Annotated in this window: 22 protein-coding genes and 1 tRNA gene; 5 read left to right on the top strand and 18 right to left on the bottom strand. The window is 62.0% G+C overall.

The window, feature by feature from the left end; translation table 11 throughout:
* Positions 1-3: 3 nt before the first annotated feature.
* Positions 4-1,047, top strand: a complete 1,044-nt coding sequence (locus IRZ56_RS13725; protein WP_196145415.1) for a TauD/TfdA family dioxygenase — start codon at positions 4-6, stop codon at positions 1,045-1,047.
* Between the two features lie 14 nt (positions 1,048-1,061).
* Positions 1,062-1,847 (top strand): TSUP family transporter, encoded by a 786-nt coding sequence (locus IRZ56_RS13720; protein WP_196145414.1) that lies wholly within the window; start codon positions 1,062-1,064, stop codon positions 1,845-1,847.
* A 91-nt stretch (positions 1,848-1,938) separates the two neighbouring features.
* Here IRZ56_RS13720 and IRZ56_RS13715 read toward each other — a convergent pair whose 3' ends face one another.
* Positions 1,939-2,400: an HIT family protein gene (locus IRZ56_RS13715; RefSeq protein ID WP_328311568.1), complete on the bottom strand. Its 462-nt coding sequence runs from the start codon at positions 2,398-2,400 to the stop codon at positions 1,939-1,941.
* A 154-nt stretch (positions 2,401-2,554) separates the two neighbouring features.
* The gene (locus tag IRZ56_RS13710; protein ID WP_196145412.1) at positions 2,555-3,367 is read right to left on the bottom strand and encodes a helix-turn-helix domain-containing protein; all 813 of its coding nucleotides are present in this window, start codon (positions 3,365-3,367) and stop codon (positions 2,555-2,557) included.
* 178 nt (positions 3,368-3,545) lie between these two features.
* Between IRZ56_RS13710 and IRZ56_RS13705 the strand changes: the two genes are divergently transcribed.
* Together IRZ56_RS13705 and IRZ56_RS13700 are read left to right on the top strand one after the other, a co-directional pair.
* Positions 3,546-4,988 (top strand): alanine/glycine:cation symporter family protein, encoded by a 1,443-nt coding sequence (locus IRZ56_RS13705; protein WP_196145411.1) that lies wholly within the window; start codon positions 3,546-3,548, stop codon positions 4,986-4,988.
* A gap of 69 nt (positions 4,989-5,057) precedes the next feature.
* The gene (locus tag IRZ56_RS13700; protein ID WP_196145410.1) at positions 5,058-6,047 is read left to right on the top strand and encodes an asparaginase; all 990 of its coding nucleotides are present in this window, start codon (positions 5,058-5,060) and stop codon (positions 6,045-6,047) included.
* Between the two features lie 17 nt (positions 6,048-6,064).
* Here the strand turns inward: IRZ56_RS13700 and IRZ56_RS13695 are convergent.
* The 9 genes from IRZ56_RS13695 to IRZ56_RS13655 form a co-directional block, all read right to left on the bottom strand.
* Positions 6,065-6,160, bottom strand: a tRNA-Sec gene (locus IRZ56_RS13695).
* 6 nt (positions 6,161-6,166) lie between these two features.
* The gene (selB, locus tag IRZ56_RS13690; protein ID WP_196145409.1) at positions 6,167-8,089 is read right to left on the bottom strand and encodes a selenocysteine-specific translation elongation factor; all 1,923 of its coding nucleotides are present in this window, start codon (positions 8,087-8,089) and stop codon (positions 6,167-6,169) included.
* Positions 8,086-9,513 carry an L-seryl-tRNA(Sec) selenium transferase gene (gene selA, locus IRZ56_RS13685; RefSeq protein WP_196145408.1) on the bottom strand — a complete coding sequence of 476 codons (1,428 nt, stop codon included), beginning with the start codon at positions 9,511-9,513 and terminating at the stop codon, positions 8,086-8,088. The genes selB and selA overlap by 4 nt, the downstream gene beginning before the upstream one ends.
* 135 nt (positions 9,514-9,648) lie before the next feature.
* Positions 9,649-10,575: a formate dehydrogenase accessory protein FdhE gene (fdhE, locus tag IRZ56_RS13680; protein ID WP_196145407.1), complete on the bottom strand. Its 927-nt coding sequence runs from the start codon at positions 10,573-10,575 to the stop codon at positions 9,649-9,651.
* Positions 10,576-10,579: 4 nt separating this feature from the next.
* Positions 10,580-11,236, bottom strand: coding sequence for a formate dehydrogenase subunit gamma (locus IRZ56_RS13675; RefSeq protein ID WP_196145406.1), 657 nt, complete (start codon positions 11,234-11,236; stop codon positions 10,580-10,582).
* Positions 11,233-12,183 (bottom strand): formate dehydrogenase subunit beta, encoded by a 951-nt coding sequence (fdxH, locus tag IRZ56_RS13670; protein WP_196145405.1) that lies wholly within the window; start codon positions 12,181-12,183, stop codon positions 11,233-11,235. Before fdxH ends, IRZ56_RS13675 begins: the two co-directional genes overlap by 4 nt.
* Positions 12,184-15,252 (bottom strand): formate dehydrogenase-N subunit alpha, encoded by a 3,069-nt coding sequence (gene fdnG, locus IRZ56_RS13665; RefSeq protein ID WP_196145404.1) that lies wholly within the window; start codon positions 15,250-15,252, stop codon positions 12,184-12,186.
* 263 nt (positions 15,253-15,515) lie between these two features.
* On the bottom strand, positions 15,516-16,055 hold the full coding sequence (locus IRZ56_RS13660) for a single-stranded DNA-binding protein (RefSeq protein WP_196145403.1): 540 nt from the start codon (positions 16,053-16,055) through the stop codon (positions 15,516-15,518).
* 9 nt (positions 16,056-16,064) lie between these two features.
* A complete protein-coding gene (locus tag IRZ56_RS13655; protein WP_196145402.1) occupies positions 16,065-17,459 on the bottom strand; it encodes an MFS transporter in 1,395 nt (464 codons plus the stop codon).
* 129 nt (positions 17,460-17,588) lie between these two features.
* Here IRZ56_RS13655 and uvrA point away from each other — a divergent pair, with 129 nt between their 5' ends.
* On the top strand, positions 17,589-20,423 hold the full coding sequence (gene uvrA, locus IRZ56_RS13650) for an excinuclease ABC subunit UvrA (RefSeq protein ID WP_196145401.1): 2,835 nt from the start codon (positions 17,589-17,591) through the stop codon (positions 20,421-20,423).
* A 117-nt stretch (positions 20,424-20,540) separates the two neighbouring features.
* On the opposite strand, the gene bfr is transcribed toward uvrA, so the two are convergent.
* From bfr to rpsM, 7 genes are all read right to left on the bottom strand, one after another.
* The gene (gene bfr, locus IRZ56_RS13645; RefSeq protein ID WP_012316512.1) at positions 20,541-21,005 is read right to left on the bottom strand and encodes a bacterioferritin; all 465 of its coding nucleotides are present in this window, start codon (positions 21,003-21,005) and stop codon (positions 20,541-20,543) included.
* Between the two features lie 162 nt (positions 21,006-21,167).
* Positions 21,168-22,607, bottom strand: coding sequence for a catalase (locus tag IRZ56_RS13640; RefSeq protein WP_196145400.1), 1,440 nt, complete (start codon positions 22,605-22,607; stop codon positions 21,168-21,170).
* Positions 22,608-22,778: 171 nt separating this feature from the next.
* Positions 22,779-23,165: a 50S ribosomal protein L17 gene (rplQ, locus tag IRZ56_RS13635; RefSeq protein ID WP_043210290.1), complete on the bottom strand. Its 387-nt coding sequence runs from the start codon at positions 23,163-23,165 to the stop codon at positions 22,779-22,781.
* Between the two features lie 42 nt (positions 23,166-23,207).
* Positions 23,208-24,209: a DNA-directed RNA polymerase subunit alpha gene (locus IRZ56_RS13630; protein ID WP_003255452.1), complete on the bottom strand. Its 1,002-nt coding sequence runs from the start codon at positions 24,207-24,209 to the stop codon at positions 23,208-23,210.
* Positions 24,210-24,231: 22 nt separating this feature from the next.
* On the bottom strand, positions 24,232-24,852 hold the full coding sequence (gene rpsD, locus IRZ56_RS13625; RefSeq protein WP_196145399.1) for a 30S ribosomal protein S4: 621 nt from the start codon (positions 24,850-24,852) through the stop codon (positions 24,232-24,234).
* Positions 24,853-24,867: 15 nt separating this feature from the next.
* The gene (rpsK, locus tag IRZ56_RS13620) at positions 24,868-25,257 is read right to left on the bottom strand and encodes a 30S ribosomal protein S11 (RefSeq protein ID WP_003255454.1); all 390 of its coding nucleotides are present in this window, start codon (positions 25,255-25,257) and stop codon (positions 24,868-24,870) included.
* Positions 25,258-25,275: 18 nt separating this feature from the next.
* A complete protein-coding gene (gene rpsM, locus IRZ56_RS13615; protein WP_084857325.1) occupies positions 25,276-25,632 on the bottom strand; it encodes a 30S ribosomal protein S13 in 357 nt (118 codons plus the stop codon).
* Between the last annotated feature and the right edge of the window lie 63 nt (positions 25,633-25,695).

The raw sequence follows: 25,695 nt of genomic DNA, 5'->3' as shown, positions 1-25,695 counted from the left end.
CCAATGCCCAACAAAGGAAGCACTCACTTTCTCTTCACCCTTGCACAGGCTCATAGGCTTGACCACGCCAGCCAGGTACTTGCAGCACGTGGAGGGCCTGACGCCAGTGGTGTTGCGATATTGGCCAACCAATGGGCCAGGAAAATCCATAGATCTTTCGGACCAAATCAAAAAACAACACTGAACGATTTTTTGTACAACCGAATTGCGGCACTTGAATTCGCAGGCATGTTAACGCCAAAGGTAGGACAGGCGCCGGACCAACTTCCTCGAATGAGGGTAATGGAAAGCGATCCGATCAATCTTTATCTGGCATCGCGTAATCAAATCCTCTTGGCCCTGGTACGCTTTCGCTCTTTCGCATTTGATATCGACAACCAAGGCAAACACATGCGATTGGTCGGTAATTTCAAAGGTGGAGGGGAACAACGCCTTGCACAAGAGCCGAAGGCGCACAAACCAGAGCTCAGTTCCCACGCTGGAGTCTGTCTAGGCCCCCATACAGAACCGCCTTATTACTGTTCAACCATTTCCTCGGACGGCCACTCTCCCGCCCCAAGCGCTTTGATATTGACTGCCCGATGGAACCCGCAAGACGAACCTACTCATGTAATTCCCCTACACGATGTGATTTCAAAGCTGGGAGGATTTGAAGCACTGGCCTTGTCTTCGAAATCTTTTACCTTTTCGAGAAGCGACTGTTTCGTCAGAAATGAAAGCGAGACGCCTGCCCCCAACTCCATTCTTCAGTTCGATAAGCATGGCGGCTTCACCATACGATATAGCAGTTACCGCTTTGCACTGGCCAACTGTGCAAGCTTCGAGGCCAAACGTGCTCTGCAGACGTTTCAGTCTCTACTGGAGACGGCCAATGTTTACAAGTTCGTGCTGACTCCCGCAACTGCACTCTTGATAAATAACAGCCGAGCCCTGCATGGAAGAGAAATAGTAAAGGACAACGGACGGCTGCTCGTACGACTTTTCGGCTACGCGCCTTACTCCAGACCTCTCGTTATACAGCACGACCCATTGATCGTACGTGGCTGAAGGCAAGGACTCTAATGGAACTTGAATTAAGCGCACTTTTTGTATTGGCCACAGTTGCGTTCCTAGCCGGTTTCTTTGATGCCATCGCAGGCGGCGGTGGCCTGCTGACACTACCTGCCTTGTTCATCGCCGGGTTGGACCCGTTGGCAGCCATCGCTACCAATAAATTCCAGGCCTCTTCCGCCAGCGTTTCCGCCACGTGGGCATTTGCCATAAAACGCATGATCGATTGGCGAACGGGTTTGCCGATGGCTGTCCTGTCCTTCGCGGGTGGCATGATAGGCGCCCTATCAATCAGTCTGCTGGAGAGGACTGTTCTTGAAGCATCCATTCCTGTACTGCTGATTGTCGTCGCGATCTACTTCGCTAGCAGCCCGAGTTTGGATGGACGCCAACGCACCGCAAAAATATCGCTGACTTGCTTTGCGCTGACTATCGTTCCGCTAATCGGTTTCTATGATGGTGTCTTCGGGCCAGGAACCGGCTCATTTCTGATGGTCGCATTCACGCTTCTATTAGGGCAAAGCGTTCTTCAAGCAGTTTGCAACAGCAAGCTGCTCAATGCCTCTTGCAATGTGGGTGCGCTATCGGTGTTCATTATCAGTGGTGCCATCCTATGGCCACTCGCATTGACCATGGCGCTGTCAGCCACTATCGGCGCTCAAGTCGGCGCCCGTTGCGCCATCCATTTCGGCACACGACTTATAAAACCGTTACTGATCTGCGTATGTTGCCTCATGGCATTGAAACTTTTGCTCAGCGACGGCAACCCGATCGGCGATTGGATAAGGCAACTGTGAAGGGAGGATGGTCAGGCTTGTCTCGTTGCACATCCGCGACTCGTATTCACTGCAACAGGAGCGCGACACCGAGGTAGTGACACCACACTAGCTAGGTGTCCAAAGGGTGACGTAGCCGCTGCGCCATTTCAGCTAGCTGCAGATCATCCGCTCGTGGCCCATCATGGGAAGAGACATAGCCCAGGTAGCGATCAAAGTACGTTTCGACAACAGAGGCGATCTTCCGGAAGGCGCTGTCTTCACCAGTTCCATGCATGGGATACAGCTTTGCGTGAAGGTGATCGACGCCATACCCCTCGAACACCAGCGCTGTACGCCCGACCCCCTCCAGGCCTTCGACCAATAGTTTCGCGACCTTCTTCGTTGCCGCGAGCAGGCCCGCGATTACAACGTCGTCCTGCTCGAAGAGGTAGCTTGAATGATGAGCCTTGGGTATCACGACCGTTACACCAGGCGTATTGGGGTAAATGGAAAGAAAGGCCATGTAGTTTTCGTCCTGCCATACGATATGACTTTGGACGCGCCCTGCGACTATTTCACAGAACACACACACTTATTCACTCCGTATTTTCCGAATGACATCTAGAAATCAGCCAATACGTATTATTAACAACGCCGCGAACATGATCAACAACCTATATAGCCAGAAACTTCCTATATAGCCGTAGGAAATATCGAGTAAATTAAATGAACACTCGACAGCAGGCTCACTCGATTTCAAACAACCCATTCTTGAGCGGCCCGACGCTCAGGCGTTCACGCACGTCATCATCGATGCGCGGGTCGTCCGGGCGGTACAGCTTGACCTGGCGGTAGGCGTTGATGCGGTTGACCTCTTCGCCCAGGTATTCCCAGACCACGCGGGTGCAGGCCGGGTTGCGGCGGTCACCACTGGAGACGCCATTCTTCAGGCCATTGAGGCGGGTGATGCGGCTCTTGAAGCTCGGGATGAGAATGGTCTGGCTCATCTCGTTGAATGTCAGCGACTCGTAGTCGATGAGAAATACCCTGTCCTGCAACTGGAACGCCGCACCGAGGTAGCGACACCGTACTTCGGCGTGCGGATCGGTTGCAGTGGAGCGCTCTTGGCGTTCAAGGCGTTCGAACAGGAAACTGCCGCGTTCCTCCCACAGGTGCACCAGCGATACGAGGATCGAGCCGGGTACCGACATGCAGTTGGAATACTCGAAGTAATAGCCACAGTAACGTGACAAGTTGCCGGCCTGCGCGTGCAGCGGCTTGAACAGTTCGCTGATCGGGTCGTTCTGCTGCTCGGCCTGGGCAGACAGGGTGCGGGCGCCAATCAGGCGGGCGAACTGTTCCGGCGGCAGGCCCAGCTCGTAGTCCTCCACGCCGAAGAAGTCACCGATGCGCTTGAGGTTGTAGGCCGTCGGACGGCTCTGGCCGCTCAGGTACTTGTTGAACTGAGCGCGGTTGATCGACAGCTGCCGGCAAACCTCTGAAATAGAGCGGTAATGGCTGCAGGCCAGTTTGAGGTTGATAGCGAAATGATCGCCCATGAGCAGGGTCCAGATGATGCGAGTGATGCAATGTTAGCATCAAGTCGCATCAAGTCAGAGCAACCCGCGAAATTGTAACCATAGTTGTCATGGCCAACCATGCGCGCCAATGAAAGCGGTGCGTCTCTGCCGCCCGCTGGTCTTTCCACGCGAAGAACAAGAATCGAGGTCATTCCCAATGCTCGAAGCACTCAACGATTTCCTTTCGGGGAAACTTCTCATCGTGCTGATCGTCGGACTCGGCGGTTACTTCACCATCCGCTCTCGCTTCGTCCAATTCCGTCATTTCGGCCACATGTTCGGTGTCTTCAAGGAATCCCTTCGCGGCCAGGCAGGCCAACTGAGCTCTTTCCAGGCCCTGATGCTGAGCCTGGCCGGCCGTGTCGGTGCCGGTAATATCGCAGGGGTCGGCATCGCCGTGACCCTCGGTGGCCCAGGCGCCGTGTTCTGGATGTGGGTCACCGCACTGGTCGGTATGGCCAGCAGCTTCTTCGAATGCACCTTGGCCCAGGTCTACAAGCGCGCCGACGGCGACGGCCTGTACCGCGGCGGCCCGGCTTACTACATCCTGCACGGCCTGAAGCTGAAAAGCATGGCGATCGTGTTCTCGATCCTGCTGCTGGTCACCTACGGCTTCGCCTTCATCGGCGTGCAGTCGTACACCATGACTCACTCGCTGCAGAACGCCTTCGGCTTCGATCCGGGCACCACCGGTATCGTCCTCGCCGCACTGCTGGCCATCACCTTCATCGGCGGCATCAAGCGCATCGCTGCGGTGTCCGACCTGCTGGTACCGGTCAAGACCCTGGCCTACATCGGTGTGACCCTGTATGTGATCGGCACCCAGATCGAACACGTGCCGGCCATGCTGGAAACCATCTTCAAGAGCGCCTTCGGCCTCGACCCGGCGTTCGGCGGCCTGCTCGGCAGCGCCATCGTCATGGGCGTGAAGCGTGGCGTGTTCGCCAACGAAGCGGGCCTGGGCAGCGCGCCGAACGTCGCCGCCGTAGCCGCCGTGAAGCACCCCGGCGCCCAGGGCGTGGTCCAGGCCTTCAGCGTGTTCCTCGACACCTTCGTGATCTGCACCTGCACCGCGCTGTTGATCCTGCTGTCGGGCTTCTACACCCCAGGCTTCGAAGGTGATGGCATCGTCCTGACCCAGAACTCGCTGGCCGCCGTGGTCGGTGACTGGGGCCGCCTGTTCGTCAGCGTCGCGCTGTCGCTGTTCGTCTTCACCTGCATCCTCTACAACTACTACCTGGGCGAGAACAGCCTGCAATTCCTCAGCCGCAACCGCGTCGTGCTGATGATCTTCCGTGGCCTGGTACTGGCGCTGGTGATCTGGGGTTCGGTGCAGAACCTGTCCACCGTGTTCGCCTTCGCCGACATCACCATGACCTGCCTGGCGTTCGTCAACCTGATCGCTCTGGCCCTGCTGTTCAAGACCGGCCTGCGGGTGATGCGCGACTACGACGACCAACGCCGCGCAGGCATCGAGCAGCCGGTATTCGATTCCAGCAAGTTCGCCGACCTGGACCTGGACCGCAACGCCTGGCCAGCCAACCCACAAGCTGACACAGCCGCTGACAAAGCCGCCGCCCAGGCTCAACCGCAGCGCTGATATCCTCCCCTGCCCAGCCGCCCCATCCGGGGCGGCTCTCTTCTCCGCTCATCGCTACGGAAGCTTTCCATGCGTGCAGTCAAGAATCTTCTCGTCCTCTATACCGGTGGCACCATCGGCATGCTGCAAACCCCAGAAGGCCTGGCCCCGGCCAGCGGCTTCGAGGCGCGGATGCGCGACTATCTGGCCTCGCAGGCCGACGCACCAGGCCTGACCTGGTCGCTGCGTGAGCTCGACCCGCTGATCGACAGCGCCAACATGCAGCAGGCCAACTGGCTGGCCATGCGCGATGCCATCGTCGAGGCGGTGGAGCGCGATGGCCATGACGGTGTGCTGGTGCTGCACGGCACCGACACCCTGGCCTACAGCGCGGCGGCGTTGTCGTTCCTGCTGCTGGGCCTGCCGGTGCCGGTGTTGCTGACCGGTTCCATGCTGCCCGCCGGTGCACCCGACAGCGATGCCTGGGATAACCTGCTCGGCGCCCTGCGGCTATTGGAACGAGGTTTGGAAAGTGGGGTACAGCTGTATTTCCACGGGCAGTTGTTGCATGGCTGCCGTGCCTCGAAGCTGCGTAGCGAGGCATTCGATGCCTTCGCGGCCCTGCCCCGCCATCGCGAGGGCGAGCGAGCCGCGGCGATTCCCCCAGCACTCGATTACCGGCAGCGTCGCGAACCGGTGAGGCTTGCGGTATTGCCGGTAGTGCCCGGCCTGCAGGCCGGTTTCGTCCAGGCTTTGCTCGCAACGGGCATCCAGGGCTTGGTGCTCGAATGCTATGGCAGCGGCACCGGCCCGTCCGATGACCAGGCCCTGCTCGACGCCTTGCACGATGCCCGCCAGGGCGGTGTGATGATCGTCGCGATCAGCCAGTGCCCGGAGGGCTCGGTGGTGTTCGATACCTATGCCGCAGGTAGCCGGTTGCGTGATACCGGCCTGGTCAGCGGCGGCGGGATGACCCGCGAGGCGGCGCTGGGCAAGCTGTTCGCGCTGCTGGGCGCCGGGCTCGATGTGCAGGCGGCGGAGCACTGGTTTGCCCTGGACCTGTGCGGCGAGCGCGTGTAGGCGCGTGTCGAGTTGAATGGCGGAAGGCAGCGGGAGTCGAACCTGCCCGGGAACGGCTGCCGTCCCCAACCGGGTTTGAAGCCCGGCCGCGCCACCGGGCGCGATTGCCTTCCTTGTAGTCAGTGCCTGGCCGATTGCTGGGCCAGGGCGCTGTCGGCGCGGATGTGACGCTGGTCGGCGACCCTCCGGGTCAAGCCGAGGCGGTCGAAGTATTCGAGAATCTGTACGCTTCGCTTGCGACCGATGCCCAACATATCGCGAAACGCCGCGACCTGCACTATCGGTGTACTGGCTGAATGCTGCAACAGCATGTCGGCCATGCGCCGGATCGTCGCTTCAGGGTAGAACAGGTCACGCACCACTTGGTGCACCAACCCCAGCCGGGCCAGTTTGCGCAGCAGCAGACGTACTTCGCCTTCGTCGCGCGCTTGCGCCGTGGCCAGGGTACGGACCCACGGCGGGTCATACAATCCCTCCAGCAATGCCGGCTCCAGACGCGCCCACAAGGCAGCATCGTCATCACTCAACTGCACCTTGTGTTCCGGCAGGTGCAGCCAGGGGCCGCTATTGACGATATCGCCCGATGCCAACAGCTCTTCCAGCAGGGCGATGAACGTCGGCCGCTCCACGGCCAAGGCGACGAAACGGCGCAGGCGATCGCGGTCAGGGCCTAGCTGGTCCGGTTCCTGTTCGTGGAAGTGCGCAAGCTGTGCGATGACCTGCTGCTTGAGTGCCTGCCAATGATGCTGGGCAAACAGCAGCGAACCCTGTTTCGTGGTGATGGCTTGCACGCCGCCGGGCAGCCGCCAGCCCTCACGCAAGCGATTGAACTGGCGCTCAAGGCGCTGGGGGTCCAGCCCACCCGGCGCCGCCTCCAGCAAGCCTGGCAAGGCTTGCTCCAGCTCCGTGGCTTGGCGCAGTACCTGCAACTGGCGTAGGCGCATTGCGCTGCGCCGCTGGCGGCTGGGGGCAAAAGGATCGAGCACCCGGCCGCCGCCCAAGGTGCGCTGGGCACGCTGGTCACGCAGCACCAGGCGATCGCCGTGCACCGCCTGCAACGGCGCGTTCAGCAGCAGTTGGGCGAACATCCGCTGGCCAGCCCCCAGTATCTCGCCTTCGAGCAACGCCACACGCGCAGTGACATCCTGGGTGCCCAGGTGCACATGCACGGCGCTGAAATGCTCGAAGGTGCGTGTTTCGCCTGCCAGCAAGGTGAGTTCGATGTCTACCCGCAGGCTGGGGGCATGCAGCCAGTCCGGCACCAGCCAGTCGCCGCGGTGGATATGTTCCAGAGCCAGGCGCTCGGCACTGATGTTCAGGGCCACCCGTTGGCCGGCGTCAGCCACCAGCGCGGCCTGGTTCTGCGCATGCAGCCCGCGGACCCGTACAGGTTTGCCTGCCTTGCCCAGCAGCAGGGTATCCCCGGCGCTGACTCGCCCCGCCAGTGCCGTGCCGGTGATCACGATACCGGCACCGGCCACGGCGAATGCCCGGTCCACCGCCAGCCGGAAACCACCCCGGGCGCTGCGCTGGCGCACGCGCCCCTCGGCCGCCAGCAAGGCCTGGCGCAGCGCCTCGATGCCTTCACCGGTGACGCTGGACAACGGAAACTGCGCCGCATCGGCATAAGGGCCAGGGGCTAGCAGGTCGTTGACTTCGGCCTGAACCTGCGCCACGCGCTGCGGGTCGACGCGGTCGCATTTGCTGATTGCCACCAGGGCCTGGGAAATTCCCAGCAGCTCGATGATCGCCAGGTGCTCACGGGTCTGTGGCATCACGCCGTCGTCGGCAGCCACCACCAACAGTACCAGGTCGATGCCATGGGCACCGGCCAGCATGTTATGGATGAAGCGCTCGTGGCCCGGCACATCGATGAAACCGGTCAGCGGTGCCCCTTCGGCCAGGGCGGCGTAGCGATAGCCAAGGTCGATGGTCATGCCCCGGGCGCGCTCCTCCTGGCGATGGTCACCCGCCTGGCCGGTCAGAGCCTGGAGCACCGCGGTCTTGCCATGATCGATATGGCCGGCGGTGCCGACGATCACTGGACCGGCCCCAACTGCAGCTCGGGAAGCTGCGCCAGCCATTGCGCCTCGTCATCCAGCTGGCGCAGGTCGAGCCACAAGGCATCGTCGTCGATGCGGCCCAGCACCGGCACCGGCAAGGCACGCAGGGCCCGCTCCAGCACGTGCAGGCTGCGCCCGCGCAGCTTCTTCGACACCAGCGGGCGCAGGCACAACGCGGCACTGGGCAGGCGTGCCACCGGCTGGCTGCCACTGCCGATCATGCCCAGCGCAGGCTCCACGCTGACCGCCCATTGCGACCCCAAGCAGTGGGCCAATACCGGCGCCAGGCGCTCGGCCTGGGCGGCGATCTCGCCCTGAGGGCGTGTCAGCAAACGCAGGCTAGGCAGGCGCTCGGCCAGGCGGTCAGGGTTGCGGTACAGCGCCAGTACCGCTTCCAGGGCAGCCAGGGTGATCTTGTCGACGCGCAGGGCACGCTTGAGCGGGTTCTTCTTGATCTTGGCGATCAGCGCCTTGCGCCCCACGATGATGCCGGCCTGAGGGCCGCCGAGCAGCTTGTCACCACTGAAGGTGACGATGTCGGCGCCATCGGCCAAGGCCTGGCGCACCGTAGGTTCGGCCGGCAGGCCCCAGCGGGTGAGGTCGAGCAGGCTGCCGCTGCCCAAGTCTTCGAGCAGGGGCAGGCCGTGGGCGTGGGCGATGGTGGCCAGCTCGGCCGTGGGCACCTGGGTGGTGAAGCCCTGGATGCTGTAGTTGCTGCAATGCACACGCATCAGCAGGCCGGTGCGTGGGTTGATCGCCCCTTGGTAGTCGCGGGCGTGGGTGCGATTGGTGGTGCCCACCTCGTGCAGGCGCACGCCGGCGCGGGCCATGATGTCAGGGATACGGAAGGCACCGCCGATCTCGATCAACTCACCGCGGGAGATAATGCCCTCCTTGCGAGCGCCCAGGCTGTTGAGCGCCAGCAACACGGCAGCGGCATTGTTGTTGACCACGGTGACCGCTTCGGCGCCGGTGAGCTCGCGGATCAGGCCTTCGATCAAGTCGTCGCGGTCACCACGCTTGCCGGTGGCCAGGTCGAATTCCAGGTTGAGCGGGTAGCGGGCAGCGGTCTGCATGGCCTCGACGGCCTCTTCCGGCAGCAGCGCACGGCCGAGGTTGGTGTGCAGCACGGTGCCGGTGAGGTTGAAGACCCGGCGGACCTGGCTGCGCTGCAGAGCGGTCAGGCGCTCTGCAGCACGGCCATTGAGGCCCCCCGGCGCCAGCTCCACTGCGTCCAGCTGGCCGAGACGGGTGGGCTCGCGCAGGTCATCGAGCAACTGGCGCAGGGTGGCCAGCACGGCGTCGCGGCCGTGACGCTCGATCAGTGGCTCGCAGGTCGGGTGGCGTAGCAGGGTATCGATGGAGGGCAAGCGGGGGGTGTCGCTGGCGAGGTTGGAAGACATGCAGTACTACCTTGGACTGATCCGTTGTCTGGGCGGGCCTTATCGCGGGACAAGCCCGCTCCTACAGGCTTGCGTTGTACCTGTGGGAGCCGGCTTGCCGGCGATGGGGGCAACTCGATAGTGAAGTGTAGACACTCACCCCCCACCCGGCGCCAGCAGCAGGTTCGGCGCCAGGCGCTGGAAGCCTTCTTCGTCCAGGCGCATGTCCAGTGCCAGGCTGACCAGGTCGTCGGCCAAGGGCTCGGCAGCACTGTCGTTCTCCAGGTAGCACTGCTTGAGGTAGCTGTTGCAGCCCGGGCAACACTCGGCACGCAGCGGCGCCTTGCCCGGGGCATGGCGGTCATCCTCCAAGCTGGTATAGCGCAGGCCCTTGCTCGAGTCGCAGTACACGCACTTGACCCGGACCACATGCCACTCGCAGGCACACAGCGAACAGGCCAGGTAACGCAGGCCATTGTGCTTGCCTCGGTTACGCACCACCCCGGCCATGGCCGGCGAGCCACAGGCTGGGCATTGCGAAAGGCTGCTACCTGGTTTCAGGTCCGGTTCCGGCAGGCTCAGCAACCAATGGCTCCACGCCGCCTGCAATGCAGCGCCAATGAAAGGCACCAACGCCGCCGGCACAGCATCATACTGGCCACCGAGCAGGGCGATGGCCCAGCCCTTGCGCTGCGCTTGATCACTTTTGCCCAAGGACCGCACGGCATCGGCCAGCGGGCCGCCCGGCGCGTCCTGGAAGTGCTCGAGCAATGCCTCCAGCCAAGGCAGCCAAGGCCCCTCGCGCACCAGGCTGTCGGCGGCCAGCGGCGGCAGGCCGTGGCTCAGGCACAGGCGCCGACGCTCTTCGGCCAACGGCATGGGGCTGGGTGGCTGCGCCAGCAACTGCTGCTGGACACGACACAGCCGAGCGACCAGCCGAAGGTAATCGCCCAAGGCATGCCCCTCGGCCAGATGCTCGAGCCGTTCGGCACGCAGTTGGAACAGTTCGGCTGACGGAAGATGCAGGAACGGCGGCGCAGTCGCCGCCGCCTCGATCTGCCCAGGTTCGAGAATCGTGCTCAAGCGCTCATCCTTTTTTTCTACCCGGGCTTGGCGGGGCCTTGTCGCCCGTCACGTCCCGGTACCACAGTTCATGGTGCTTGCGCGCCCAGGCACGGCTCACCGTGCCATGCAGCATCGCGCCCACCGAGCCTTTGATCCAGATGCCAGCGTAAATGTGCACGATGATGCCTAGGATCAGCACGAACGCCGCCAGGGCATGCAGCAAGGTGGCCAGGCGAATGGCACCGATATCGAAGTACTGGCTGAACCAGGCTCGCCAGATCACCACACCACTGACCAGCAACACGAGCATGCACAACAGCAGCGTCCAGAACAGCAGCTTCTGCCCGGCGTTGTACTTGCCGATCGGTGGCACGCCCTCTTCCTTGTTCAGCATGACCCGGTCGATGCGACGCAGCCATAGACGATCGTTGGCCGTGATGTAGTTGGCGCGCCAGAAGCGCAACACCAGGCCAAGGAAGAACACGAACATCGCCACCCCGATGAACGGGTGCAGGATGCGTGTCCACGGCCCGCCGCCAAACAGGTGGCTGAGCCAGAACAGTGCCGGGTGGAACAGCGCCAGCCCCGACAGCCCGGCCATCACGAACAGGATCGCGACGATCCAGTGATTGCTTCGCTCGTTGGCGTTGTAGCGCACGATAGGTTTGTGGTCGCTCATGGCCGTGGCTCCCCTTGCCCACCGGGCTTGGTCGGATCATAGACATGGACCGACGGGTCCACCTGATGCACGCCGTCTTCGCCCGCTGCCGGGTGGTCTTGCTCCTCGACCCGCTGTGGGCCGACCCGTACGTAATGGAAGAACCCGGCCAACACCGCCGCGCCCATGGCCAGCAATGCCAATGGCTTGCTGATGCCCTTCCACAACCCCACCAGGGGGCTGATCACCGGCTGGTCGGGCAAGCCGGCGTACAACGTGGGCGTATCGGCATGGTGCAGCACGTACATCACATGGGTGCCACCGACGCCGTCCGGGTCGTACAGCCCGGCGTTATCGTAACCACGGGACTTGAGGTCGACGATGCGCTCGGCGGCATGCACCTTCATCTCGTCCTTGCTGCCGAAGACGATCGCCCCGGTCGGGCAGGTCTTCACGCAGGCCGGCTCCAACCCCACGGCCACACGGTCGGAACACAGGCTGCACTTGTAGGCCTTGTGGTCCTTCTGCGAGATACGCGGGATATTGAACGGGCAGCCGGTGATGCAATAGCCGCAGCCGATGCAATGGTCCTGGTTGAAGTCGACGATGCCGTTGGCGTGCTTGATGATCGCCCCCGGGCTCGGGCAGGCCTTCAGGCAACCAGGCTCGGCGCAATGCATGCAGCCATCCTTGCGGATCAGCCATTCCAGGTTGCCGTCGTCGCGCTCGTGCTCGGTGAAGCGCATCAGGGTCCAGGTGTCGGCGGTCAGGTCCTGAGGGTTGTCGTAGGAGCCATGGTTGTGGCCGACCTCGTCACGCAGTTCGTTCCACTCCGAGCACGCCACCTGGCAGGCCTTGCAGCCGATGCACTTGGTGGTGTCGATCAGCTTGGCCACTTCCTGTTGCTGGCGTACCGAAGGGGGTACGGTCGTGGTGGCCGAGCGGGCGATGATGTCTTGCTGGGCCATTTAGATTTTCTCCACGTTGACGAGGAACGACTTGGACTCCGGTGTCTGGGTGTTGCCATCGCCCAGGAACGGCACCAGGGTGTTGGTCAGGTAGCCATGCCGGGTGATACCGGTGAAGCCCCAGTGCAACGGGATACCCACGTGGTGGACGGTCTGGTTGTTGACCTTCAGCGGGCGGATCCGCTTGGTCACCACCGCCACTGCCTCGATATGCCCCCGCTTGGAGCTGACCCGCACCCGGTCGCCCGCCTTGATGCCCTTCTCATTGGCCAGCACTTCGCCGATCTCGACGAATTGCTCGGGCTGGGCAATGGCGTTGAGGCGGCAATGCTTGCTCCAGAAGTGGAAGTGCTCGGTCAGCCGGTAGGTGGTGGCCGCGTAGGGGAACTCGTCGGCCTTGCCGAGGGTGTCCCACACCGAGTCGAAGACCCGCCCAGCCGGGTTGCTGGTGGCCTGCTTGTTCTGCGGGTTCAGCGGGTTGATGCCGATGGGCGTCTCGAACGGCTCGTAGTGTTCGGGGAACGGCCCCTCGGCCATCTTGTCGATGGCGAAGAACCGCGCCACACCTTCGGGGTTCATGATGAACGGGTTCATCCCGGCCTCCGGCGGCGAATCGACCTTGAAGTCCGGCACGTCGGTGCCGGTCCAGGCCTTGCCGTTCCACCACACCAGGCGTTTTTTCTCCGGGTCCCACGGCTTGCCTTGCGGGTCGCTGGAGGCACGGTTGTAGAGGATGCGCCGGTTGGCAGGCCACGCCCAGGCCCAGTTCTGCACATGGTGCATGCCGTAGGGGTCGCTGTTGTCGCGCCGGGCCATCTGGTTGCCCTGCTCGGTCCAGCTGCCGGCGAAGATCCAGCAGCCGGACGCGGTGCTGCCGTCGTCCTTGAGCTGGCCGAAGCCGGAAAGCTGCTGGCCGGCCTTGAGCGTAGCGCCGGCGGCATCGACCTGGTCGGTGATCGCCCAGCCGTTCATTTCCTTGGCCAGCTCCTCCGGGGATGGCTCTTCAGGAATCTTGTAGGGCCAGCTGATGTTGAGCATCGGGTCGGGGTAGGCGCCGCCCTCTGCCTTGTAGCGATGGCGCAGGCGCAGGAACAGTTCGCTCATGATCTGCACATCGGTGCGGGTCTGGCCCGGGCCGTCGGCACCCTTCCAGTGCCACTGCAGCCATCGGCTGCTGTTGACCAGCGAGCCGTCCTCCTCGGCAAAACACGTGGTGGGCAGGCGGAACACCTCGGTCTGGATGTTGGTTGTGTCGACGTCGTTGAACGGGCCGGCGTTGCGCCAGAACTCGGACGTTTCGGTGGCCAGCGGGTCCATCACCACCAGCCACTTGAGCTTGGCCAGCGCGGCGGTGACGCGGTTCTTGTCCGGCAATGCGGCGATGGGGTTGAAGCCCTGGCACATATAGCCGTTGACCTTGCCCTGCCCCATCATCTCGAACATGCGCAACACGTCGTAGGCGCCGACGTCCAGCTTGGGCAGCCACTCATAGCCCCAGTCGTTCTCGGCGGTGGCGTTGGCGCCATACCAGGCCTTCATCAGGCTGACATGGAACTTGCCGTAGTTCTGCCAGTAGGACAGCTGCCCTGGGCGCAGCGGCTTCGAGGCACGCTTGTCGATGAAGGTGGCGTAGTCCTGCTCGGCGTCGCCGGCCAGGGTCAGGTAGCCAGGCAGCGAGTTGGACAGCAGCCCCAGGTCGGTCAGGCCCTGGATATTGGAGTGCCCACGCAGTGCGTTGACCCCACCTCCCGGCATACCGACGTTGCCCAGCAGCAGCTGGACCATGGCTGCACTGCGGATGATCTGCGCACCGATCGAGTGCTGTGTCCAGCCCAGCGCGTAGAGGATCGTCATGGTCTTGCCCGGTTGCGAGCAGGTGGCGATCTCTTCCCAGATCTTCATCATGGCGTCCTGGGGCATGCCACAGGTCATGCTCGCCACTTCCGGGGTGTAGCGGCTGTAGTGCTGCTTCATCAATTGGAAGACGCAACGCGGGTGCTGCAGGGTCGGGTCGACCTTGGCGAAGCCGTCTTCGCCGAGCTCGTAGCCCCAGCCGGACTTGTCGGCATAGATGCGCTTGTCCGCGTCGTAGCCGCTGAACAACCCATCTTCGAAGCCATAGCCTTCGTTGACGATGAACGACACGTCGGTGTAGTTGCGCACGTATTCGTGCTGGATCTTGTCGTTGCTCAGCAGGTAGTTGATCAGCCCGCCCATGAAGGCGATATCAGTACCGGTGCGGATCGGCGCATAGTAGTCCGCCACCGAGGCGGTACGCGTGAATCGCGGGTCGACCACGATCAGCCGCGCCTTGTTGTGCGCCTTGGCCTCGGTCACCCACTTGAAGCCGCACGGGTGCGCTTCTGCTGCGTTGCCACCCATCACCAGGACCAGGTTCGCGTTGGCGATGTCAGACCAGTGATTGGTCATGGCGCCACGGCCATACGTCGGGGCAAGACTTGCCACCGTCGGGCCGTGTCAGACACGCGCTTGGTTATCGAACCCCAGTACACCCAGCGAACGGACCACCTTGTGCGTCAGATAGCCGGCCTCGCTGGAGGCGGCCGACGCGGCGAGGAAGCCCACAGTGAGCCAACGGTTGACCGTCTGGCCTTGGTCGTTCTTCTCGATGAAATTGGCGTCGCGGTCCTTCTTCATCAGGTCGGCGATGCGATCGAGCGCCTCGTCCCAGCTGATCCGAGTCCATTCCTTGCTGCCTGGCTTGCGCACCTCGGGGTACTGCAGACGGTTGGGGCTGTGGATGAAGTCCAGCAGCCCGGCGCCCTTCGGGCACAGGGTGCCGCGGTTGACCGGGTGGTCCGCGTCGCCCTCGATGTGGATGATGTTCTGCTTGACGTTCTTGCCCGCATCGCCCTGGCTGTACATGATCAGGCCGCAGCCGACCGAGCAGTAGGGGCAGGTGTTGCGGGTTTCTTTGGTATGCGCCAACTTGAAGTGACGCACCTGCTCGGCGAACGCAGGCGTAGGGGCCATGCCCAACGCCGCAAGGCTCGAGCCTCCAAGGCCGACGGCGGCGACCTTGAAGAATTGCCGACGGTTGAGGTCCATCGTGCACTCCTGATCAGGTTCTGGGCGCCTGGAACGTGCCGGCGCCTCTAGGACTCACGGTAGCGGCCATCGGGATGGCCACCAACCTGTAACTCTAGTCAAGAATCAGGAATGTGCGATGACGTGGGTCAGGTATGAAGCGATCGCGGGACCTCACCATCGATGGCTAACGCGAACCTGTAGCCAACCAAAATTCAGAACATGAAAAAACCCGGAGCGGTTGCTCCGGGTTTCTAGTCTGACGTGATGCCTAACCGTTCGAATCAGAACGGAATATCGTCATCGAAACTGTCGAAGTCAGCCGCCGGCTGCGGAGCTGGCTGCTGCGGTGCAGGACGCTGCGGGGCCTGCTGCGGACGCGGAGCCTGCTGGCGAGGGGCCTGGTTGTACTGCTGCTGACCGCCCTGGTTGTAGTTGCCACCACCCTGGTTGTACGGATCACCGCCCTGCTGGTTCTGCGGACGGCCGCCGAGCAGCTGCATGGTGCCGTTGATGTCGACGATGATTTCGGTGGTATAGCGCTTGATGCCGTCTTTTTCCCACTCGCGGGTCTGCAGCTTGCCTTCGATGTAGCACTGCGAACCTTTGCGCAGGTACTCGCCGGCGATCTCGGCGACCTTGCCGAACAGAGCCACGCGGTGCCATTCGGTACGCTCGACCTTCTGGCCGGACTGCTTGTCGGTCCACTGCTCGCTGGTGGCCAGGCTCAGGTTGGTCACGGCGTTACCGTTGGGCAGGTAGCGGACTTCGGGATCCTGACCGCAGGTGCCGACCAGAATGACTTTGTTAACCCCACGGGCCATAACGTTCTCCTAGGCTTCGCACGCCGAAGCGGCTGGGTTCACCAGACGCTCGAGGGTCGCGCGGTCCAAAATTTTCGTATCCAGTTTGATATAGATGGCGGCTTCTTCTGCCACCACCACGGCGTCGGTCACACCCGGCACGGCCAACAGGCGTTCGGTCAAGCCGGCCTCCCGGAGACCCTCCGGCGTCAGCGGCATGCGCAGGCTGGTCACGTACGGCGGCTCGTTCATGCTCAAGGCCGTCACCAGCCACACGGCACACAGCCCTGCGCAACCGAGGAACACCATGCCCAGGCCACCGTGCTGGAACAACCAGCCACCGATGATTCCTCCCAAGGCAGCACCGAGGAACTGGCTGGTGGAATAGACCCCCATCGCCGTCCCCTTGCCGCCTGCGGGCGACACTTTGCTCACCAGCGAAGGCAGCGATGCCTCCAGCAGGTTGAATGCCGTAAAGAATACCACGGTGCCGGTCACCAGTCCGCGCAAGTTGTCAGCCCATTGCCAGAAGAACAGCTCGACCACCATTAGCACGCTGACTGCGCCGATCAGCACACGCTTCATCTTGCGCTTCTTCTCGCCGTAGATGATGAACGGGATCATTGCAAAAAATGAGACCAGCAAGGCGGTCAGGTATACCCACCAATGTTGTTCCTTCGGCAGGCCGCCGCGCTCGACGAAGGCCAGGGGCAGCGCGACGAAGCTGGCCATGAGGATTGCATGCAGGACGAAAATGCCCACGTCCAGGCGCAGAAGGTCCGGATGACGCAGGGTCGGCCCCAGGGCCTGGCGCGCCACGCCGGACTCGCGATGTTGCAAGGCCTTGTGGCCGCTGGGCACGACGAAGGCGATCAACGCGATGCCGACCAGGGCAAGTCCTGCAGTGGCGAGGAACAATCCTGACAAGCCAAAGGCACGGGTCAACAGCGGGCCTATGACCATGGCCACCGCGAACGAAAGGCCGATGCTCATGCCGATCATGGCCATGGCCTTGGTACGGTGCTGCTCGCGGGTCAGGTCGGAAAGCAGCGCCATGACCGCCGCCGAGATGGCACCTGCACCTTGTAGGATGCGCCCGGCGATCACTCCCCAGATCGAATCGGCCTGGGCCGCCAGCAGGCTGCCGAGGGCGAACACCACCAGGCCCAGGTAAATCACCGGGCGGCGCCCGATGCGGTCGGAAATCACCCCGAACGGAATCTGCAGCACGGCCTGGGTCAGGCCATAGGCACCGATGGCCAGGCCGATCAGCGCAGGGGTCGCACCGGCCAAGTCCATGCCATAGGTGGCCAGCACAGGCAGAACCATGAACATGCCCAGCATACGAAAGGCAAAGACCAGGGCCAGGCCGCTTGCGGCGCGGGTTTCGCTGCCACTCATGCGTTCGTTGTGGGTGTCGTGCATGGAATAACCTCGTGTGAACCGGCGGCGATTCTATCAGTCCGACAGCGTAACAGCATCCACGCGACGCTTTGCCGCGTACTGGCAGCGCGCCTTATACTCCTTTGTTTATGCCCGCCGAGCGAGGCCGCAGTGGACAAGATCCTGATTCGTGGGGCACGCACCCACAACCTGAAGAACATCGACCTGACCCTGCCTCGGGACAAGCTGATCGTGATCACCGGCCTGTCCGGTTCCGGCAAGTCGTCCCTGGCGTTCGACACCCTGTACGCCGAGGGACAGCGTCGCTACGTGGAGTCCCTGTCGGCCTACGCCCGGCAGTTCCTGTCCATGATGGAAAAGCCCGACGTCGATACCATCGAGGGTCTGTCGCCGGCCATTTCCATCGAGCAGAAATCCACGTCGCACAACCCCCGCTCCACCGTCGGCACCATCACCGAGATCTACGACTACCTGCGCCTGCTCTATGCCCGCGTCGGCACGCCACGCTGCCCGGACCATGACATTCCGCTGGAGGCGCAAACGATCAGCCAGATGGTCGACCTGGTGCTCGCCCAGCCCGAAGGCAGCAAGCTGATGCTGCTGGCGCCGGTAGTGCGCGAGCGCAAGGGCGAGCACCTGGCGGTGTTCGATGAACTGCGCGCCCAAGGTTTCGTACGCGCCCGGGTCAACGGCAAGCTGTACGAGCTCGACGAACTGCCCAAGCTGGACAAGCAGAAGAAGCACAGCATCGATGTGGTGGTGGACCGCTTCAAGGTCCGCGAAGACCTGCAGCAACGCTTGGCCGAGTCCTTCGAGACCGCGCTGAAGCTCGCCGATGGCATCGCCCTGGTGGCGCCGATGGACGACGAGGCCGGCGAAGAGATGATCTTCTCTGCCCGTTTCGCCTGCCCGGTGTGCGGCCATGCCATCAGCGAGCTCGAGCCGAAGCTGTTCTCCTTCAACAACCCGGCCGGCGCCTGCCCGACCTGCGACGGCCTGGGCGTGAAACAGTTCTTCGATACCAAGCGCCTGGTCAACAACGAGCTGACCCTGGCCGAGGGCGCCATACGCGGCTGGGACCGACGCAACGTCTATTACTTCCAGATGCTCGGCTCCCTGGCCTCGCACTACGGGTTCAGCCTCGAGCTGCCGTTCGGCGAGCTGTCGGCTGAACACCAGAAGGTGATCCTGCACGGCAGCGGCAAGCAGAGCGTCGACTTCAAGTACCTCAACGACCGTGGCGACATCGTCAAGCGCTCGCACCCCTTCGAGGGCATCGTGCCCAACCTGGAGCGACGCTACCGCGAGACCGAGTCCGCCACCGTACGCGAGGAGCTGGCCAAATACCTCGGCACCCAGCCCTGCCCGGATTGCCGCGGCACCCGCCTGCGCCGCGAAGCGCGTCACGTCTGGGTAGGCGAGAAAACCCTGCCGGCAGTCACCAACCTGCCGATCGGCGAAGCCAGCGACTATTTCAGCGACCTGACCCTGACCGGTCGACGCGGCGAGATCGCGGCGAAGATCCTCAAGGAGATCTGCGAGCGCCTGCAGTTCCTGGTCAATGTCGGCCTGGACTACCTGACCCTGGACCGCAGCGCCGAGACCTTGTCCGGCGGCGAAGCCCAGCGAATCCGCTTGGCCAGCCAGATCGGTGCCGGTCTGGTGGGCGTCATGTACATTCTCGATGAACCGTCCATTGGCCTGCACCAGCGCGACAACGACCGCCTGCTGGCCACCCTGAACCACCTGCGCGACCTAGGTAACACGGTGATCGTGGTGGAGCATGACGAGGATGCCATTCGCTTGGCCGACTACGTGGTCGACATTGGCCCTGGCGCAGGCGTGCATGGTGGCCGGATCGTTGCCGAGGGCTCGCCAGAAGAGGTGATGGCCCACCCCGACTCGCTCACCGGCAAGTACCTGTCCGGGCGCAAGAAGATCGTCGTGCCAGCCAAGCGCACGCCGCGCAACAAGAAGCTTGCGCTCAAGCTCAAAGGCGCCCGTGGCAATAACCTGCAGAACGTCGACCTGGAAGTCCCGATCGGCCTGCTGACCTGCGTCACGGGGGTTTCCGGCTCGGGCAAGTCGACTCTGATCAACAATACCCTGTTCCCCCTGGCCGCCACCGCGCTCAATGGTGCCAGCAGCCTGGAGGCCGCACCGCACAACAGCCTGGACGGCCTGCAGCACCTGGACAAGGTAGTCGACATCGACCAGAGCCCGATCGGCCGCACACCGCGCTCCAACCCGGCGACCTACACCGGCATCTTCACGCCGATCCGCGAATTGTTCGCCGGCGTGCCGGAGTCGCGCGCTCGGGGCTACGGCCCGGGACGCTTCTCGTTCAACGTCAAGGGCGGACGCTGCGAGGCGTGCCAGGGCGATGGCCTGATCAAGGTGGAGATGCACTTCCTGCCGGACATCTACGTGCCGTGCGATGTGTGCAAGAGCAAGCGCTACAACCGCGAGACCCTGGAGATCAAATACAAGGGCAAGAACATCCACGAAGTGCTGGAAATGACCATCGAGGATGCCCGTGCGTTCTTCGACGCGGTACCAGCCCTGGCGCGCAAGCTGCAGACGTTGATGGACGTGGGCCTGTCCTACATCAAGCTGGGGCAGTCGGCCACAACACTGTCAGGCGGTGAGGCACAGCGGGTCAAGTTGTCTCGCGAACTGTCCAAGCGCGATACCGGCAAGACACTGTATATCCTCGACGAGCCGACCACCGGCCTGCATTTCGCCGACATCCAGCAACTGTTGGACGTGCTGCATCGCTTGCGTGACCACGGCAATACCGTGGTGGTGATCGAGCACAACCTGGATGTGATCAAGACCGCGGACTGGTTGGTGGATCTGGGACCGGAGGGAGGCTCCAAGGGCGGCCAGATCATTGCCTGCGGTACGCCAGAGGAACTGGCCGAGATGAAGCAGTCCTATACCGGGCATTACCTCAAGCCGCTGCTGGAGCGGGATCGGGCTTGAGGACGGGGGCGTTTTGCGCCCCTTTCACGGCACGAGGCCGCTCTTACAAGACCGCGGTTTGCGCTGTCCTGTAGGAGCGGCCTCGTGCCGCGAAAGGGCTGCAAAGCAGCCCAGCTTTTACATCTGCGACTGCAGGTAGTTCTCCAGGCCGATGGCCTTGATCAACCCCTGCTGCTTCTCCAGCCAATAGGTGTGGTCTTCCTCGGTATCGGCCAACTGCGCACGCAGGATGTCGCGGCTGATGTAGTCCTTGTGCAGCTCGCACAACTCGATGCCTTTGCACAGCGCCGCACGCACCTTGTACTCGAGCTTGAGGTCGGCCTCGATCATCTCGGGCACAGTGCTGCCCACTTCCAGATCATCGGCGCGCATGTCCGGCGTACCTTCGAGCATGAGGATGCGGCGCATCAGGGCGTCGGCGTGCTGGGTCTCTTCTTCCATTTCGTGATTGATACGTTCGTAGAGCTTGGACAGGCCCCAGTCTTCGTACATGCGCGAATGGATGAAGTACTGGTCGCGCGCTGCCAGTTCGCCCTTCAGCAACGTGACGAGGTAGTTGATTACGTCCGGGTGACCTTGCATCGCCCTGCTTCTCCCTGTGAATGCGTCAATGCCAATAGTGTGAACCAGCTTTGCCTCGCGGTCACGGAGAAACGCGCAATTAGAAGCAAAAAATCGGTTAAACAGTAGTGATATTCATTGAAAAACCGCCCAAATGAGGGCGGTTCTTCTTATCACTTCGACTTAGGCGAGATTCACGCCCAACGCCTTGGCGATCCCCTCGCCATAGGCCGGGTCCGCCTTGAAGAAGTACTGCAACTGGCGCTGCACCACATCCATGCTGACCCCGGTCATCGCGCCGGCGATATTGCTGATGAGCAAAGCTTGCTGCTCAGCATTCATCAGCCGGAACAACGCACCGGCATGGCTGAAGTAATCGTTGTCCTCGCGATGATCGTAGCGATCGGCAGCACCTTGCAGGGCCAGCGCCGGCTCGGCATGCCGCGGAGATTGCTTAGGCGCGTCGCTGTAGCTGTTGGGCTCATAGTTCGGGGCACCGCCATAGCTGCCGGAGGCCATCGCACCATCGCGCTGGTAGCTGTGCACCGGGCTGCGCGGGGCATTCACCGGCAACTGCTGGTGATTGGTACCGACACGGTAGCGGTGGGCGTCAGCGTAGGCGAATACCCGACCTTGCAGCATCCGGTCCGGCGACAAGCCGACACCCGGAACCATGTTGCTCGGGCCGAAGGCCGCCTGCTCGACTTCCGCGAAATAGTTGAGCGGGTTGCGGTTGAGCTCCAGCACACCGACCTCGATCAGCGGGTAGTCCTTCTGCGACCAGGTCTTGGTCACGTCGAAGGGGTTCTCAGCGCGCCCCGCGGCTTCGGCCTCGCTCATCACCTGGATGCACACGGTCCAACGTGGGTAGTCACCGCGTTCGATGGCTTCGAACAGGTCACGCTGGGCGTAGTCCGGGTCAGTACCTGCCAAGCGGGCAGCTTCGGCGGGCGCGAGGTTCTTGATGCCCTGCTGGGTCTTGAAGTGCCATTTGACCCAGGTGCGCTCGCCCTCGGCATTGATCAGGCTGTAGGTATGGCTACCGAAGCCGTGCATGTGCCGGTACCCGTCAGGGATACCACGGTCGGAGAACAGGATGGTGACCTGGTGCAGCGCCTCAGGGGAATGGGACCAGAAATCCCACATCATCTGGGCATTCTTCAGGTTGCTTTGCGGGTGGCGCTTCTGGGTATGGATGAAGTCAGGGAACTTGAGCGGATCGCGGATGAAGAACACCGGCGTGTTGTTGCCCACGATGTCCCAATTGCCTTCCTCGGTGTAGAACTTGACTGCGAAACCGCGCGGGTCACGCTCGGTGTCGGCCGAGCCCCGCTCGCCGCCGACCGTAGAGAAACGAAGGAAGGTCTCGGTTTGCTTACCGATGCTGTCGAACAGCTTGGCGCTAGTGTACTGGGTGATGTCACGGGTCACGGTGAAGGTGCCGTAGGCGCCCGATCCCTTGGCATGCACACGGCGCTCAGGGATGTTCTCGCGGTTGAAATGGGCGAGCTTCTCGACCAAGTGGAAATCGTCGAGCAGCAGCGGGCCGCGTGGGCCTGCCGAACGGGAGTTCTGGTTGTCGGCTACTGGGGCACCGCTGGCGGTGGTGAGAATCTTGCTCATGGGCTCTCCTTATCAGTCTAGGGCTGCCGCTGTATCGGCGTGCTGACAAGTATGGTCGAGCCAGGTGACAAGAACTAATTCATTGAATAAGTAAGATCGATAGAAAATAGCAATTCATACACGCACAAAAAACCGGGCACGAGGCCCGGTTTCTTGTAGCAGACTGATGTCTTACTCGGCAGCTTCTACAGCACCACCGACCGGACGATCAACCAGCTCGACGTACGCCATAGGCGCGTTGTCGCCAGCGCGGAAACCGCACTTCAGGATACGCAGGTAGCCGCCCTGACGGGTGGCGTAGCGCTTGCCCAGGTCGTTGAACAGCTTGCCAACGGCAGCTTTCGAACGGGTACGGTCGAAAGCCAGGCGACGGTTGGCGACGCTGTCTTCCTTGGCCAGGGTGATCAGCGGCTCGGCAACGCGGCGCAGTTCCTTGGCTTTCGGCAGGGTGGTTTTGATCAGCTCGTGCTCGATCAGCGACACTGCCATGTTCTGGAACATAGCCTTGCGGTGAGAGCTGGTACGGCTCAGGTGACGTCCACTTTTACGATGACGCATGATTCATTCCTTACCAAACACTACGTTCGGTGATTACGACGATCAGGCGGTCGCCTTGTCGTCTTTCTTAAGACTTGCAGGCGGCCAGTTGTCGAGGCGCATGCCGAGAGACAGACCACGGGAGGCCAGGACGTCCTTGATTTCAGTCAGGGACTTCTTGCCCAGGTTCGGAGTCTTCAACAGCTCTACTTCGGTACGCTGAATCAGGTCGCCGATGTAGTAGATGTTCTCCGCCTTGAGGCAGTTGGCCGAACGTACGGTCAGTTCCAGATCGTCAACCGGACGCAGCAGGATCGGATCGATCTCGTCTTCCTGCTCGACTACAACAGGCTCGCTGTCACCTTTGAGGTCGACGAACGCGGCCAGCTGCTGCTGCAGGATGGTCGCGGCACGACGGATGGCCTCTTCAGGATCCAGGGTACCGTTGGTTTCCAGGTCGATGACCAGCTTGTCCAGGTTGGTACGCTGTTCAACACGGGCGTTCTCGACCACGTAGGCGATACGACGCACCGGGCTGAACGAAGCGTCCAGCTGCAGACGGCCGATGCTGCGGCTTTCGTCTTCGTCGGTTTGACGGGAGTCGGCCGGCTCGTAACCGCGACCACGAGCTACGGTGAGCTTCATGTTCAGGGCGCCGTTGGACGCCAGGTTCGCGATTACGTGATCGGGATTGACGATCTCGACATCGTGATCCAGCTGAATATCGGCAGCGGTAACCACCCCCGAACCCTTTTTCGACAAGGTCAGCGTAACTTCGTCACGACCGTGCAGCTTGATGGCCAGGCCTTTGAGGTTCAACAGGATTTCAATGACGTCTTCCTGTACACCTTCGATCGCGGAGTACTCATGGAGTACGCCATCGATCTCGGCCTCGACTACTGCACAGCCAGGCATGGAGGACAACAGGATGCGGCGCAGCGCGTTGCCCAGGGTATGGCCGAAACCACGCTCGAGAGGCTCGAGCGTGATCTTGGCGCGGGTCGGACTGACAACCTGCACATCGATGTGGCGGGGTGTCAGGAACTCATTTACCGAAATCTGCATGGATGCACCTATTTTCTAGCCCTTACTTGGAGTAGAGCTCGACAATCAGGTTTTCGTTGATGTCGGCGGACAGGTCGCTGCGAGCAGGAACGTTCTTGAAAACGCCCGACTTCTTGGCAGCATCCACGTCAACCCACTCAACTCGGCCACGCTGGGCGCACAGTTCAAGGGCTTGAACAATGCGCAGCTGGTTCTGCGACTTCTCGCGAACCGCGACCACGTCACCCGGACGAACTTGGTAGGATGGAATGTTTACGGTCTTGCCGTTGACGCTGATTGCCTTGTGCGAAACCAGCTGGCGCGATTCCGAACGAGTGGAACCGAAGCCCATACGGTAGACGACGTTGTCCAGACGGCACTCGAGCAGTTGCAGCAGGTTCTCACCGGTAGCACCCTTCTTCGAGGCTGCCAGCTGGTAGTAACCGCGGAACTGACGCTCCAGGACACCGTAGATACGACGAATTTTTTGCTTCTCGCGCAGCTGGGTACCGTAGTCGGACTGACGGCCACGGCGCTGGCCGTGGATACCTGGGGCTGCTTCGATGTTGCACTTCGATTCCAGAGCGCGAACGCCGCTCTTCAGGAACAGATCGGTGCCTTCACGACGAGACAGTTTGCATTTTGGACCAATGTAACGTGCCATTTATCTGTCTCCTGATTACACGCGACGCTTCTTCGGCGGACGGCACCCGTTGTGCGGGATTGGCGTCACGTCGGTGATGCTGGCGATCTTGTAGCCGCAGCTGTTCAGTGCACGAACGGCGGACTCACGACCTGGACCTGGGCCCTTGACGTTGACGTCGAGGTTCTTCAGGCCATATTCCAGCGCAGCTTGACCAGCACGCTCAGCAGCGATCTGGGCTGCGAACGGGGTGGATTTGCGCGAACCACGGAAACCCGAACCACCGGAGGTCGCCCAGGACAAAGCGTTGCCCTGACGGTCGGTGATGGTCACGATGGTGTTGTTGAAAGACGCATGGATGTGGGCGATGCCATCAACCACTGTCTTTTTGACTTTTTTACGAGGACGAGCAGCAGGTTTTGCCATGTCTATATTCCTGGGCGATTACTTGCGGATCGGCTTACGCGGGCCCTTACGGGTGCGTGCGTTGGTCTTGGTGCGCTGACCGCGAACCGGCAGACCTTTACGATGACGCAGGCCGCGGTAGCAACCCAGGTCCATCAAGCGCTTGATCTTCATGTTGATGTCACGACGCAGATCACCTTCGGTGGTGATCTTCGCAACTTCGCCACGCAGGGTTTCGATTTGCTCGTCGCTCAGATCCTTGATCTTAGCGGCTGGGTTCACACCAGCATCTGCACAGATCTTCTGTGCAGTAGTGCGACCGACACCATAGATGTAGGTCAGCGAGATAACAGTGTGCTTGTTATCTGGAATGTTGACGCCTGCAATACGGGCCATTCAGTGGGACTCCAATTGACAGCTACCTACGCCCCGGAAGCCAAGAAATAGGGCGCGAGATAA

Source organism: Pseudomonas guariconensis (assembly GCF_015680235.1).
GTDB lineage: Bacteria > Pseudomonadota > Gammaproteobacteria > Pseudomonadales > Pseudomonadaceae > Aquipseudomonas > Aquipseudomonas guariconensis_A.
This window is presented reverse-complemented; position numbering and strand designations above follow the sequence as displayed.